Origin of the sequence: Pseudomonas sp. B21-054, assembly GCF_026016345.1 — a bacterium.
Lineage (GTDB): Bacteria > Pseudomonadota > Gammaproteobacteria > Pseudomonadales > Pseudomonadaceae > Aquipseudomonas.
In genome coordinates this window covers 4996984-5009831 of the sequence record NZ_CP087204.1, presented here as the reverse complement: position 1 = coordinate 5009831, position 12848 = coordinate 4996984, and the positions used below count along the sequence as shown (strand labels likewise).

Annotated in this window: 11 protein-coding genes; 5 read left to right on the top strand and 6 right to left on the bottom strand. The window is 60.3% G+C overall.

What is annotated here, in order from left to right; translation table 11 throughout:
- The first annotated feature begins 3 nt into the window (after positions 1-3).
- From LOY70_RS21620 to LOY70_RS21610, 3 genes are read left to right on the top strand one after another with little or no spacing between them, the layout of a single operon-like run.
- Positions 4-1446 (top strand): CpaF family protein, encoded by a 1443-nt coding sequence (locus LOY70_RS21620; RefSeq protein ID WP_265029273.1) that lies wholly within the window; start codon positions 4-6, stop codon positions 1444-1446.
- The gene (locus LOY70_RS21615) at positions 1443-2429 is read left to right on the top strand and encodes a type II secretion system F family protein (RefSeq protein WP_123415931.1); all 987 of its coding nucleotides are present in this window, start codon (positions 1443-1445) and stop codon (positions 2427-2429) included. Before LOY70_RS21620 ends, LOY70_RS21615 begins: the two co-directional genes overlap by 4 nt.
- 27 nt (positions 2430-2456) lie before the next feature.
- Positions 2457-3422 carry a type II secretion system F family protein gene (locus tag LOY70_RS21610; RefSeq protein ID WP_063324892.1) on the top strand — a complete coding sequence of 322 codons (966 nt, stop codon included), beginning with the start codon at positions 2457-2459 and terminating at the stop codon, positions 3420-3422.
- A gap of 770 nt (positions 3423-4192) precedes the next feature.
- Here LOY70_RS21610 and LOY70_RS21605 read toward each other — a convergent pair.
- The 4 genes from LOY70_RS21605 to LOY70_RS21590 form a co-directional block, all read right to left on the bottom strand.
- Positions 4193-4462, bottom strand: coding sequence for a DUF3613 domain-containing protein (locus tag LOY70_RS21605; RefSeq protein WP_265029272.1), 270 nt, complete (start codon positions 4460-4462; stop codon positions 4193-4195).
- 22 nt (positions 4463-4484) lie between these two features.
- Positions 4485-5198: a tetratricopeptide repeat protein gene (locus LOY70_RS21600; RefSeq protein WP_265029271.1), complete on the bottom strand. Its 714-nt coding sequence runs from the start codon at positions 5196-5198 to the stop codon at positions 4485-4487.
- A 56-nt stretch (positions 5199-5254) separates the two neighbouring features.
- Positions 5255-6478, bottom strand: coding sequence for a type II and III secretion system protein family protein (locus LOY70_RS21595; RefSeq protein ID WP_265029270.1), 1224 nt, complete (start codon positions 6476-6478; stop codon positions 5255-5257).
- A gap of 477 nt (positions 6479-6955) precedes the next feature.
- Positions 6956-7582: an alanyl-tRNA editing protein gene (locus tag LOY70_RS21590; protein ID WP_265029269.1), complete on the bottom strand. Its 627-nt coding sequence runs from the start codon at positions 7580-7582 to the stop codon at positions 6956-6958.
- 91 nt (positions 7583-7673) lie between these two features.
- On the opposite strand from LOY70_RS21590, the gene LOY70_RS21585 reads away from it, so the two are divergent.
- The gene (locus LOY70_RS21585) at positions 7674-8672 is read left to right on the top strand and encodes a LysR family transcriptional regulator (RefSeq protein ID WP_265029268.1); all 999 of its coding nucleotides are present in this window, start codon (positions 7674-7676) and stop codon (positions 8670-8672) included.
- Between the two features lie 192 nt (positions 8673-8864).
- Here the strand turns inward: LOY70_RS21585 and LOY70_RS21580 are convergent, their stop codons facing one another.
- The gene (locus LOY70_RS21580; protein WP_003204309.1) at positions 8865-9272 is read right to left on the bottom strand and encodes a PA2817 family protein; all 408 of its coding nucleotides are present in this window, start codon (positions 9270-9272) and stop codon (positions 8865-8867) included.
- 88 nt (positions 9273-9360) lie between these two features.
- Complete coding sequence (locus LOY70_RS21575) at positions 9361-11808, bottom strand: acyl-CoA dehydrogenase (RefSeq protein WP_265029267.1); 2448 nt, start codon at positions 11806-11808, stop codon at positions 9361-9363.
- Between the two features lie 324 nt (positions 11809-12132).
- Between LOY70_RS21575 and LOY70_RS21570 the strand changes: the two genes are divergently transcribed.
- Positions 12133-12756 carry a glutathione S-transferase family protein gene (locus LOY70_RS21570; protein WP_265029266.1) on the top strand — a complete coding sequence of 208 codons (624 nt, stop codon included), beginning with the start codon at positions 12133-12135 and terminating at the stop codon, positions 12754-12756.
- The last annotated feature ends 92 nt before the right edge of the window (positions 12757-12848 follow it).

Here is a 12848-nt window from a genome sequence, read left to right as displayed (position 1 = left end):
CCCATGATCAGCGACTTTCGTAACCGCTTGCGCAAGCAGCCCGCCAAACCTGGCACTTCAGCAGGTGCCCAGCCCGGCGACGGCCTGCCGGACCCAACAGACGCGTTGATGGCCTGGGAGCAGGCCATCCCGGACGTGCTATACGAAACCCGCAGCCAGGTCACGCCGGTGGAGGCTGAGTGGCGGGAAAAAATCTACCAGCAACTGCTCAAGGTCATGGACCTGTCGTTGCTCGATACCCTGGAACAAGTCGAGGCCGCGCGACAGATACGCGAGATTTGCCAGCGTCTGCTCGAGGAACATTCGGCGCCAGTGAGTACCGTCAGCCGGCAACTGATCATCAAGCAGATCACCGATGAAGTGCTCGGCCTCGGGCCACTGGAACCGCTGCTGGCGGACCATAGCGTCTCCGACATCCTGGTCAACGGTTTTGCCTCGGTGTATGTCGAGCGTTTCGGCAAACTGCAAAGGACCGACGTGCGCTTTCGTGATGATCAGCATCTGCTGAACATCATCGACCGTATCGTCTCCAGCCTGGGGCGGCGTATCGACGAGTCCTCGCCGTTGGTGGATGCCCGGCTCAAGGATGGCTCGCGGGTCAACGCGATCATTCCGCCGTTGGCCATCGACGGCCCGAGCATGTCGATCCGGCGCTTCGCGGTGGACCTGCTCAACACTGACAGCCTGATTCAAGTGGGCACCATGACCCCGGCTATTGCCTTGTTGCTCAAGGCCATCGTCCGTGGCCGCCTGAACGTGCTGATCTCTGGCGGGACCGGTAGCGGCAAGACCACCATGCTCAACGTACTGTCCAGTTTCATCCCCCACAACGAACGCATCGTCACCATCGAGGATTCGGCCGAGCTGCAACTGCAGCAGCCCCATGTGGTACGCCTGGAAACCCGGCCGTCGAACATCGAGGGGCGCGGCGAGGTGAGCCAGCGGGAATTGGTGCGCAACAGCTTGCGGATGCGTCCGGACCGCATTGTCATCGGCGAGGTGCGTGGCGCCGAGGCGATGGACATGCTTACGGCGATGAACACCGGCCACGACGGTTCGCTGACCACCATTCACGCCAACACCGCACGGGACGCATTGGGTCGAATCGAGAACATGGTGTCGATGACCGGCGCGACTTTTCCCATCAAGGCCATGCGTCAACAAATTGCCTCGGCCATCGATGTGGTGATCCAGCTGGAGCGTCAAGAAGACGGCAAGCGACGGGTGGTCAGCATGCAAGAGATCAACGGGATGGAAGGGGAGATCATCACCATGACCGAAATCTTCTCCTTTTCGCGCCAGGGCATCGGTGAGCACGGTGAGGTACTGGGCGACTATCGGCCCAGTGGCATGATCCCGGCATTCCGCGATGTGCTGGCCAAGCGCGGCATCGAGTTGCCGCTGACCCTGTTCCGTCCTGAGTGGATGGAGGCTCGGCAGTCATGAACAACATCCCTGGTGAATTCATTCTGATTTTCCTCGCCATGGTGTTCATTGCGGTGTTCCTTTTGTCCCAGGGCGTGGTGGTGCCGGTGTTCGGCGAGGCCGGCAAAATGCGCAAGCGCATCCGTGGGCGCCTGCATGTGCTGGAGAAAGCCAACCATTTGCCCAACATGCAAACCGTGTTGCGGCAGAAGTACCTGACGCGCCTGTCGCCCTTGGAGGCCAGGCTTGAACAGCTGCCGTTCATGGCCAACCTGACACAGCTGATCGAGCAGGCCGGCCACGAATACCGGGCCTATCGGGTGATGCTGCTGGGGCTGGTCCTGGGCGTGGCGTCCGGTGCCTTGGTGCTGATGGTTTCGCCGGTCTGGTGGCTGGCGCTGCTGGCGACGTTTGCGCTGACCTGGCTGCCGGTGCTGAAAATCATGCGTGATCGCAGCAAGCGTTTCGCTGCGTTCGAGGAAGGTTTGCCGGATGCGCTGGACGCCATGTGCCGGGCCCTGCGCGCCGGCCACCCGTTCAACGAAACCCTGCGTCTGGTCGCCGAGGAGCACAAGGGGCCGGTCGCCCAGGAATTCGGCATGACCTTTTCCGACATCAACTATGGCAACGACGTGCGCCGGGCCATGCTCGGCCTGCTGGAACGCATGCCGAGCATGACGGTGATGATGCTGGTGACTTCGATCCTCATCCACCGCGAGACCGGCGGCAACCTCACCGAGGTACTGGAACGCCTGAGTCGCTTGATTCGTGGGCGTTTTCGTTTCCAGCGCAAGATCAGGACGCTGTCGGCTGAAGGACGCATGTCGGCCTGGGTGCTGGTGGCGATCCCCTTCGTGCTGGCGATCGCCATCGTGCTCACCAGCCCCAGCTACATGCCGGTGCTGATCAATGACCCTATAGGGCACAAGCTGATCATCGGCGCGTTCTGCGCCATGTTGATCGGGATTTTCTGGATAAGAAAGATCATCCGGATCCAGGTTTAAGCGCTGTTGCGCCGAGAGGTTTCAGTCATGGACTTTTTGCTCGGATTGTTGAGTCGGTTTACCGGTAACGAAGAACTGGCACGCCTGTTATTCATCGCCGCGATTGGTCTCAGCACGGTGCTGGCGGCCGTCGCGCTGCTGCTATTGATGCTGGGCCTGCAGGATCCGGTGCAGCGGCGCCTGGCGCTGATCAAGCGCGGTTACGCTGGAAGCACGACGGGACAGGAGGCGCCGGGTAACCTGCAGCTCTTGCTGGAACGGATCGGCCAACGCTTTGCTTCGACCGACCAGGCCCACACGTCCGCGACCCAGACCTTGCTCACCCACGCCGGTTACCGTTCTGCCTCGGCGGTGCAGATGTATTGGGCGGTGCGCCTGATGCTGCCGCTGTTGCTGGTCGGCATTGCGTTGTTGCTGCTGCCGATGGTCAAGGTTTCAGTGGCTATCGGTCTGCTGGCGGTGACTCTCATCGCGGGCATCGGCTGGTTGCTGCCGGCGATCTACGTCGGCAAACGCAAGCAGGCACGGCAGGGCCGGTTGCGTGCCGCGTTCCCGGATGCGTTGGACCTGATGGTGGTCTGCGTCGAGTCGGGCCTGGCCCTGCCCACGACGATAGAGCGGGTGGCTGAAGAAATGTCGGTCAGCCAGGTCGAACTGGCCGAGGAACTGGCGCTGGTCAATGCGCAGATTCGCGCGGGCATCACCAGCACCGAGGCGCTTAAACAACTGGCCGTGCGCACCGGGCTGGAGGATATCCAGGGCCTGGTCAGCCTGTTGGCGCAGAGCATTCGTTTCGGCACCAGCGTGGCCGACACCCTGCGGATCTACGCCGATGAGTTTCGTGACCGGCGTACCCAGGCCGCGGAAGAAATGGGTGCCAAGATCGGCACCAAGCTGATCTTCCCGTTGATCTTCTGCCTGTGGCCGAGCTTCTTCCTGGTCGCTATCGGCCCGGCCATGATCGGCGTGTTCAGGGCCTTCGGGAATATGTAGACCTCCCGTGCCCTGCCGCAAGTCCATTGTGGGAGCGAGCTTGCTCGCGATAGTGGTTTGACAGTCCATGAATGTGTTGGCTGTCAGTCCGCCTTCGCGAGCAAGCTCGCTCCCACAAGTGATCTGGGGTGTTCATGAGTCTTGTGCTCAGCACCGGCCCATTGTGGGAGCGAGCTTGCTCGCGATAGCGGTGGTTCAGTCAATGAAGGTGTTGGCTGTCAGTCCGCCTTCGCGAGCAAGCCCGCTCCCACAAGTGATCTGGGGTGTTCATGAGTCTTGTGCTCAGCACCGGCCCATTGTGGGAGCGAGCTTGCTCGCGATAGCGGTGGTTCGGTCAATGAAGATGTTGGCTGTCAGTCTGCCTTCGCGAGCAAGCCCGCTCCCACAAGTGATCTGGGGTGTTCATGAGTCTAGTGTTCAGCACCGGCCCATTGTGGGAGCGAGCTTGCTCGCGATAGCGGTGGGTCAGTCGATGAAGGTGTTGGCTGTTAGTCCGCCATCGCGAGCAGGCTCGCTCCCACAAGTGATCCTGGGTGTTCATGAGTCTTGTGTTCAGCGCCGGCCCATTGTGGGAGCGAGATTGCTCGCGATAGCGGTGGGTCAGTAATGAAAGTGGTTGAATGTCAGTTCGCGATCGCGAGCAAGCTCGCTCCCACAGGTTTACTCCTGTCTGCCGACCGTTCAAACCAAAAGACCACAGCCTCCGGGAGTGCCTACATCGAATCGAATGCAGGCACTCCCGGAGGCTGTGGTCTTTCGTTTGCCGTGTTTCATTTGCTGCTGGTGATCTCTCCACCCGAGTCTTGGTCAAAGAACTCCGGGATCGGATAGTTGAAGCTGTTGAGCCAGCGCTGCATGGCCATCTCGCGTTCGGCGGCCGAGGCGGTTTGCAGGTTGGTGGAGGCCACCACGCCGCGGATCTGCAGTTGCATCCAGCCCTCGGTGCCTTGTTGAGCGGCCGAAGAGGGGCCTGGCTCAATCGCCCAGGTGGTGGTGGACAGGCACATCATGCACACGATAATCAGTTGTTTGGCTTTCATCTCTCGGACTCCTCGTAACGCTCTACTTGACCGCGCCGGTTGAGGCATCGACGATCTCGGTGGGGCGGTTGGCGGGTGACGTCATTGTGTTGGTGGCCGACCCCCTGATTTTTTCCGCACGGGCTTGGGCATCTGCCACTTGTTGGGGGCTCAGCTTGGCCATGTTCGCGAGCTCGGCGGCCTGCTTCCAGTTGTCCTGGTAGATCAGCAGGGTCACCATGTTGAGCGCGGCCAGTGTGTCTGACTGCTGAAGCTCCATGGCGGTCATGAACTCGAAGCGGGCTTCTGAAATGCGTCGTTGATTGAGGTAGACGACCCCCAGATCATTGCGGATCTTGCCTTCGGTCGGGGCCATTTTCGCTGCGCGTTCGAGGTATTGCATCGCGGCCGCATTGTCATTTTTGGCGGCCGCTAACTGACCAAGGCCATGTTCACCATCAGCGGCCAGGCACGTCCCTAGCAGGCTTTTGTACAACGGTTCGGCTTCGTTGCGCCCCATCAGGCGCAGCACCCGAGCCTTACGCAGGCGGACCTGGACCAGATCCTCGGGCAAGCGTTCGAGGTTCGCCAGGCTGGCGTACAAACGGCCCTCGTTGGCCATGTCTTCAGCCATGTTCAGGGCCAGTTCCTGGTCGGATCCGGGCTTGGCACAATCGGCCGTGCGTGACGCCACCACGCTGTTGCTGGCACAGCCGACAAGCATCAAGCTCGCCGCTATTGCGATCACTGCTTTCATTGAATGCCCCTTGGCAACCCGTTGGAGATCGGATGCCTTGCCCATCAGGTGCCGGCTCATTGGGAAAGCCCGCTGCGGTTGTCGAACTCGCCATGTTCGAGGAAGTACATGCGGTAGAAATTCGGGTCGTAATTGCGCAGTTGTTCGCCCGGTAAGCTCGGCAGTTGCGCATTGGCCGCCAACGGTTGGACCAGGTGCGGCGTGACGATCATCAGCAGCTCGCGCTCTTCGCGATTGATGGAGTTGTCGCGAAAGAACGCGCCGAGAATCGGTACATCGCCCAGCCCCGGAAACTTGTTCACCTGGGAGCTGTTGCGTGTGCTGATCAGGCCGCTGATGACGAAGCTCTCGCCATCGGCCAGGGCGATACTGGTATCGGTGCGACGCACGGTGAGCGCCGGAACCAGTGTTCCGGCGATGTTCACGGCGTTGGTGAAATCCAGCTCGCTGACTTCCGGCGCGACCTTCAGCATGATTTGGTTCTTGCCGATGACGGTCGGTGTCAGGGTCAGGCGGATACCGAACTCCTTGTACTCGATGGACACGTTGTCGCTGCCGGCACTGGGCACCGGGATCGGCACTTCGCCGCCGGCCAGGAAGCTAGCGCTCTGCCCGCTGAGGGCCACCAGGCTCGGCCGCGCCAGGGTATAGGCGAAGCCGCTTCCTTCCAGTGCGTTGATCATCAACAGGGTCTTACCGGTGGCAAAAGACAGGTTGAACATGTCGTTATTGACCGGCAATGAAGGCCGGACAATGCCGCCGATGGTGGGCAAGGTCCTCGGCGAGCCGAACAGGAAATTGCCACGGGTGCCGAAAATCGACGTCGAGGCTTCCTTGAGTTTGGTCCGGCTGACTTCAACGAAACGGATTTCGGTCTGCACCTGGGCGAGCAGCATCGGGTCTTCGGAAGGGAGACTCGCTGCACTGGTCAGCGCCTCAGTGGCCCGGCCTTTGACAAAAATCATGCTCTGGCGAGGTATCTTCGAACAATCCGTCCAAACCATCAGGCTGGTGGCGCCGGGCATCAGGCCCGTAAGGATGAAGGCATCGCTGCCACTGGGTTGCACGTCGGCAATTTTCGGGTCGCCTACCGCCAACTTCGTCACGGGGGCGAGAATGCGCAGTTCGTTCTGAAGCCCTTGGCCGACCTCGAAGGTTGCCGGCAAACTGTCCAGTTGTGAACAGTTCGCCGCTGCGGCCTGAGCCGCCTCCAGGCCAAGGCCTATCCAGAACAGGCCATGAATGAATTGTTTTAATACGGGCACGGTACGATGGGTCATGAAGTGATCCTCGATAGAGAGGCCATCCTTAGGCTTAACCAGTGCCACGGATCACTTAAGAGGCCCGGGCTGCCCCTTCTATTTCACTCAGCCCTTCAGCGGTCCGGGCACAGGCCTCGTTGCTATAAGCAAATGGGCGCATGACGCCGGCCTGACCGAACGGCAGGCAGCTTACGAAAAGCTTTGTGAGAACCGGAATATCCGGGTTGTCGAGCAAGTTGACCGATGTTGATCGGGTCGTTTGAGGAGCGGCTTACCTGTCTCCGTACTCGCTTCTTTTTGAAGGTAGTTCAAGCATGGCAAAGCGCCACGCCTAAAATTAAAAAAACGCCTAAAAAGTGACGGAAGGAAAATTTTAGGTTGGATGGCCGTCAATAAATTGTCTTTTGCGCATTTTTGGTTGACCAATTTCAAGTCGCGGCAGGGTTCATCAACAGATAAACGCTCAGCGTGAGCCGTGTTCCTGTCCGCAGCGTGTCAGTCCACGTGGTAGTGAACCGACAACATTCCTTTTTTCTGAGAAAGTGAGGCGATAGTAACCGTGCCCAGTTCCTGTAGGCATCGCACGTGAGTGCCGCCGCAGCCATAGGCGGCCAGCTCACCGAAACCGACTTCTCGCGTGCCTTCGCGCAACGCGACAAGGCGAGGCAGATCCTCGGCAATCCATTGATCGATGCCTTGCTGGATGATTGATCTGTCCAGTTCCTGAGGATCTTCCCCAGGTTGAAATTGCACACGGCTTTCGCCAGGCCAATGATGAGCCTTGATCGGCTTCCAGCCGCGGGTTTCGGCAAAATGACCGATCAGATGCCCGGCTGAGTGCAGGCGTGAATTCAATCGTCTCCGTTGCTCATCCACACAAATCGAGGTCATGCCCAGGGCCACTGGGCTGTCGACGTAATGAATGATCTGTGATCCATCCTGGACAACGCGCAGGACCTGGCTTTCACCGATCCATCCGGTGTCGCAGGGCTGACCTCCGCCTTGAGGATGGAACAGAGTGTCACGCAGGACCACGGCAAATTCATTCTCCCGGGGGCTGCAATCCAGGACTTCCACATTGGCCTTGAGGTCATCGCTATGGAAAAAGAGGCGAAGGGTCACCTTCCATGTCCTTATCAGAATTTCGTGGCGGGATTATAGAGTGTGCTGAAATTGGTGATAATCCATTCAAATTTCAAAGGACTGTTGCGCCATGAGCATAAATCTACCGCTTCCGTTGCTCGCCGAAATGGCCATTTTCGTCAAGGTCGTGGAAACCGGGAGCTTCTCCGAGGCGGCCCGCCAGTCAGGCTCGTCGCCCTCGGCTGTGAGCCGCAGTATTTCGCGCCTGGAGAAAGCCCTGGCGACCCGATTGTTGCAGCGCACCACCCGTAAATTGCGTTTGAGCGATGGCGGGGAGGAGGTGTTCAAACGATGCCAGGAGATGGTCGCGGCTGCCCGCTCAGTGATGGAAATCAGCGGTCAGTTCACCCAGCAAGCCGAGGGGCGGATTCGGGTCAGCGTGCCCAAGGCGGTGGGGCGCTTTGTAGTCCATCCCCACATGCCGGAATTCTTGCGGCGTTACCCCAACATCGATGTGGAGTTGCTGCTGGAAGATCGGCAGGTCGACCTGATCGACGATCACGTCGACCTGGCCATCCGGATCACCGACCAACCGCCGGCCGGGCTGGTGGGGCGTCAGCTGTTGACCATTGATCACCTGCTCTGCGCCACGCCACAGTACCTGGCTGAGCACGGCGTTCCCAAGCATCCCCATGATTTGCTGGAGCACAGCTGTATCTATCTGGGGGAAAACCCAAGCGACGCTCGCTGGAAATTCAAGAAAGGCACCAAGTCTGTCACCGTCGGTGTGCGCGGACGCTATGCGGCCAATCACACGGGCGTGCGGCTGGGGGCGGTTTTGCAGCACATCGGCATTGGCAGCTTGCCGTACTTCACGGCTCGTTATGCGCTGGAGCAGGGGTTGATCGTGCAGGTGTTGGCCGATTGGACGTTCATGGCTTCCTACCATGGCGGTTTGTGGCTGCTGCACTCACCGACGCGTTACCTGCCACCGAAATTGCGGGTGTTCATTGACTATCTGGTGGAGTGTCTGGAGAAAGAGCCGACCTTGCACACAATGGGCGGGGAGAGTCGTACCCGTAAGGACGCGGCGCACTATGAGCTGCCAGAGAGTGATGGGTTGTTTTGACGGGCCTCATCGCGAGCAAGCTCGCTCCCACCCTGGGTCGATGGCGAGCACACATTCTACATTCACAGCAGTTAACCTGTGGGAGCGAGCTTGCTCGCGATGAGGCCCGTCCAGGCAGCGCACTTGGGCAACGGCAGTAAAAAAAGGCCCGCAGGGGTTAACCGTGCGGGCCTTTTGAACTGCTGAATGCTATCAGTGCTTGCTGTCTTGATCCGACATCGCCAGCAACTGTTTTTCCTGGTTCCAGTCGAAGGGTTCGTCGTTTTGTTCGGCCTCGAAACGACGTTCTTCCAAGGCCTGGTACAGGGCGATTTCTTCGTCGGGCATGTAGTGCAGGCAGTCGCCGGCGAAGTACCAGAGCAGGTCGCGCGGCACCAGGTGGGCGATCTGTGGGTAACGGACAATCACCTGGCACAAGAGGTCCTGGCCCAGGTATTGGCTTTCGATCGGGTCAACGGGCAGTTGCGCGCGCAATTCGTCGAAGCGCTCCAGAAACAGGGCATGGCTTTCTTCAGGGACCTGTTCGGCCTCACCTACGGCGACCAGGATGCTGCGCAAGTGGTCAAGCAAGACAAGGTGATCGGCAACGACATTGGACACGAGATAAGTCCTCAAGAGTAAAACGGGCGCAGGAGTATAAAGCCCCTGCGCCTGCATTTACATGGTTGAGCGTACATCTTCGCCCGGATCAGCGGACTTTAGCTTCGGCGAGCGTCAGTTCCTCTTTATCGAAATCATCCACATCGATGACCTTGCGCCGCGCCGCTTCGGCCGCGTGCAGGGTCTGGGCTTCACCGGCCTGCAGCACACCGGCTTCGAGGGCTGCGTCGATGAGGTGTTCGCCCGGAGCCGGGTTGAGCTGGCCTTGCTTGAACGCGGTGTGCAGTTTCTTGTGCAGCGGATGAGCGGCGGCCAGCAGGTCGCAGGCGTGTTGCAGCGCGCCCACCGGATCGTCGCTCGATTGCGGGCGATAGCAGCCCTGTAGCAACTCTTCGAGGGTCGGATCGCCCTTGGCTCGGCCGATCACGGCCGCCACTTCGGCATCCAGCCTGTCGCTCGGGCCCTTGTGGCGACGGCCGAAGGGGAACACCACCAAGCGCAACAGGCAACCCAGCACCCGATTCGGGAAGTTGCGCAGCAATTCGTCCAGTGCGCGCTCCGACTGACCCAGGCTTTCTTCCATGGCCCAGGTGAACAGCGGCGCCATATGATCCGGCGAGTCGAGGTCGTGGTAACGCTTGAGCGCTGCGCTGGACAGGTACAGATTGGACAATACATCGCCCAGGCGCGCCGACAGGCGCTCGCGGCGTTTGAGCTCACCACCCAGCAGCATCATGCTCAAGTCCGCCAGCAAGGCGAACGCCGCCGCCTGCCGGTTGAGGGCGCGGAAATAACCCTGGCTCAAGGCGTTGCCAGGCGTTTTTTCAAAGTGCCCCAGGCCCAGGTTCAGCACCAAGGTGCTGGCGGCATTGCTGACGGCAAAACCAATGTGCTTGAGCAACAGCCCATCGAACTCGATCAGCGCCTGGTCCTTGTCTTCACGGGTGGCCAGGGCCATTTCCTTGAGCACGAACGGATGGCAGCGGATCGCGCCCTGGCCGAAGATCATCAAGTTGCGAGACAGGATGTTCGCGCCTTCAACGGTGATGAAGATCGGTGCGCCTTGCCAGCTGCGTCCCAGGTAATTGTTCGGGCCCATGATGATGCCCTTGCCGCCGTGCACGTCCATGGCATGGCTGATGCACTCGCGGCCACGTTCGGTCAGGTGGTACTTGAGGATCGCCGACAGGACCGAGGGTTTTTCCCCCAGGTCCACCGCGTTGGCGGTCAGCATGCGTGCGGCGTCCATCATCCAGGCGTTGCCACCGATACGCGCCAGCGCTTCCTGGATGCCTTCGAAGGCCGACAACGGCACGTTGAACTGTTCTCGTACCTGGGCGTACTGGCCGGTCACCAGGCTGGTGAACTTCGCCGCACCGGTGCCGACCGCTGGCAGGGAGATCGAGCGCCCGACCGACAGGCAGTTCATCAGCATCATCCAGCCCTTGCCGAGCATCGCCTGGCCGCCGATGAGGAAGTCCAGCGGGATAAACACGTCCTTGCCCCAGTTCGGCCCGTTCATGAAAGCAGCGCCAAGGGGCAGGTGACGACGGCCGATATGCACGCCGGGGGTATCGGTGGGAATCAGGGCGAGGCTGATGCCCAGGTCTTCCTCGTCACCCAGCAGATGGTCGGGGTCATAGGCCTTGAAGGCCAGGCCGAGAAGCGTGGCCACCGGTCCGAGGGTGATGTAGCGTTTTTCCCAGTTCAGGCGCAGGCCCAGGGTTTCCTGGCCTTCCCATTCACCCTTGCAGATGATGCCGGTGTCGGGCATCGCTCCGGCGTCGGAGCCGGCCAGCGGCCCGGTCAGGGCGAAGCAGGGAATATCGTCGCCACGGGCCAGTCGTGGCAGGTAATGGTCGCGTTGTTCGTCGGTGCCGTAGTGCAGCAACAATTCCGCGGGCCCGAGGGAGTTGGGGACCATCACGGTGGACGCCAGGTCGCCACTGCGAGTGGCCAGTTTCATCGCCACCTGGGAGTGGGCGTAGGCGGAAAAACCTTTACCACCGTATTCCTTCGGAATGATCAGCGCGAAGAAACCGTGTTCCTTGATATGGGCCCAGGCTTCAGGCGGCAGGTCCATGGCTTGGCCGATCTGCCAGTCGCTGACCATGGCGCAAAGCGCTTCGGTCGGGCCATCGAGGAACGCCTGTTCTTCGTCGGTCAGTTGTACCTTGGGGTAGGCCAGCAGCATGTCCCAATCCGGGCGGCCGCTGAACAGCTCGCCATCCCACCACACCGTACCGGCGTCGATAGCGTCGCGTTCGGTCTGGGACATGGGCGGCAGGGTTTCCTGGAACCAGTCGAACATCGGCGCACTGAAATACTTGCGACGCAGGTCTGGCAGCAACAGGGGGGCCGCAACGGCCGCGAGCACAACCCAGAGGATCAGCATCAGCCAGCCGGGGGCCTGGCTGAAAATGCCCATGGCCAGCAGGTAGATCGCGACGATACCCAGCTCGGGCAGCGGGGCAGTGCGCCGATGCGCCAACCAGGCTATCCCGACAACCAGGACCAGTATCCACAACAACAGCATATGTAATCCTCCGTGAACCAAGGCAAAACCGACCCTCAGAGCTTAGACGGCATCTGCAAAACCGGCGGTCAGCGCGATGTGATTGATTTCGTGGGAAACCCGGGATGCATGGCGCCAGTCTGGTTGGCAACAGCCGTGGGAAATCGTTCGTTAACAAGGTGAGAAAACGCCATTGTTTGGCGCAAATGCCGTTATTGCCGAGCCAGCGCCGTAGATAGACTCAGCACTTTGCGAACCGATGCCTGTGGCGGCATGCAGGGCGATTTGAGTCGCGGCTGATCCGGCGTATGCTGCTGCGGCATTTTATCCATCGAGGACGCCGTGATGCTGAAGATCTGGGGCCGGAAAAATTCATCGAACGTGCGCAAGGCGCTGTGGTGTGCCGAAGAACTGGGGCTGGCCTATGAGGCCATTGACGCCGGTGGCGCATTCGGCGTGGTGGACACCCCCGAATACCGTGCGAAGAACCCCAACGGCCGCGTGCCGATGATCGAAGATGACGGCTTCGTGCTCTGGGAGTCCAACACCATCGTGCGTTACCTGGCCGCCCGCCATGCAGCGGGTTCGCCGTGGTATCCCGCTGACGTACAGGCACGGGCCAAGGCTGAAAAATGGATGGACTGGACCACCTCCAGTTTTGCCGGACCGTTTCGCACCGTGTTCTGGGGCGTCTTGCGCACCCCGGCCGAGCAGCAGGATTGGGTGGCCATCAAGGCGGCGATCAAAGAGTGCGAGCACTTGCTGGCGATGGTGGAGCAGACCTTGAGCGAACAGCCCTACCTCTCGGGCGATGAAATCGGCATGGGCGACATTCCCTTGGGCAGTTTCATTTATGCCTGGTCAGAGATGCCTATCGAGCGCGCTGCGTTGCCTCACGTGCAGGCCTGGTACGCGCGTTTGCAACAGCGCCCGGCTTACCGTAAGGCCGTCATGACCGCGTTGACTTAATACTTACTATCGACACGCGTGACTGTACTTGTGCGGCGACGCCACGCACCATTGCCTTCATGCGCCGTGGTTGCATTACTCGTCGCCCGCCC

Coding starts and splice junctions, on each gene's coding strand:
- LOY70_RS21575 (WP_265029267.1), bottom strand. CDS start 11,808: ATGCTGTTGTTGTGGATACTGGTCCTGGTTGTCGGGATAGCCTGGTTG.
- LOY70_RS21610 (WP_063324892.1), top strand. CDS start 2,457: ATGGACTTTTTGCTCGGATTGTTGAGTCGGTTTACCGGTAACGAAGAA.
- LOY70_RS21595 (WP_265029270.1), bottom strand. CDS start 6,478: ATGACCCATCGTACCGTGCCCGTATTAAAACAATTCATTCATGGCCTG.
- LOY70_RS21570 (WP_265029266.1), top strand. CDS start 12,133: ATGCTGAAGATCTGGGGCCGGAAAAATTCATCGAACGTGCGCAAGGCG.
- LOY70_RS21620 (WP_265029273.1), top strand. CDS start 4: ATGATCAGCGACTTTCGTAACCGCTTGCGCAAGCAGCCCGCCAAACCT.
- LOY70_RS21605 (WP_265029272.1), bottom strand. CDS start 4,462: ATGAAAGCCAAACAACTGATTATCGTGTGCATGATGTGCCTGTCCACC.
- LOY70_RS21585 (WP_265029268.1), top strand. CDS start 7,674: ATGAGCATAAATCTACCGCTTCCGTTGCTCGCCGAAATGGCCATTTTC.
- LOY70_RS21615 (WP_123415931.1), top strand. CDS start 1,443: ATGAACAACATCCCTGGTGAATTCATTCTGATTTTCCTCGCCATGGTG.
- LOY70_RS21600 (WP_265029271.1), bottom strand. CDS start 5,198: ATGAAAGCAGTGATCGCAATAGCGGCGAGCTTGATGCTTGTCGGCTGT.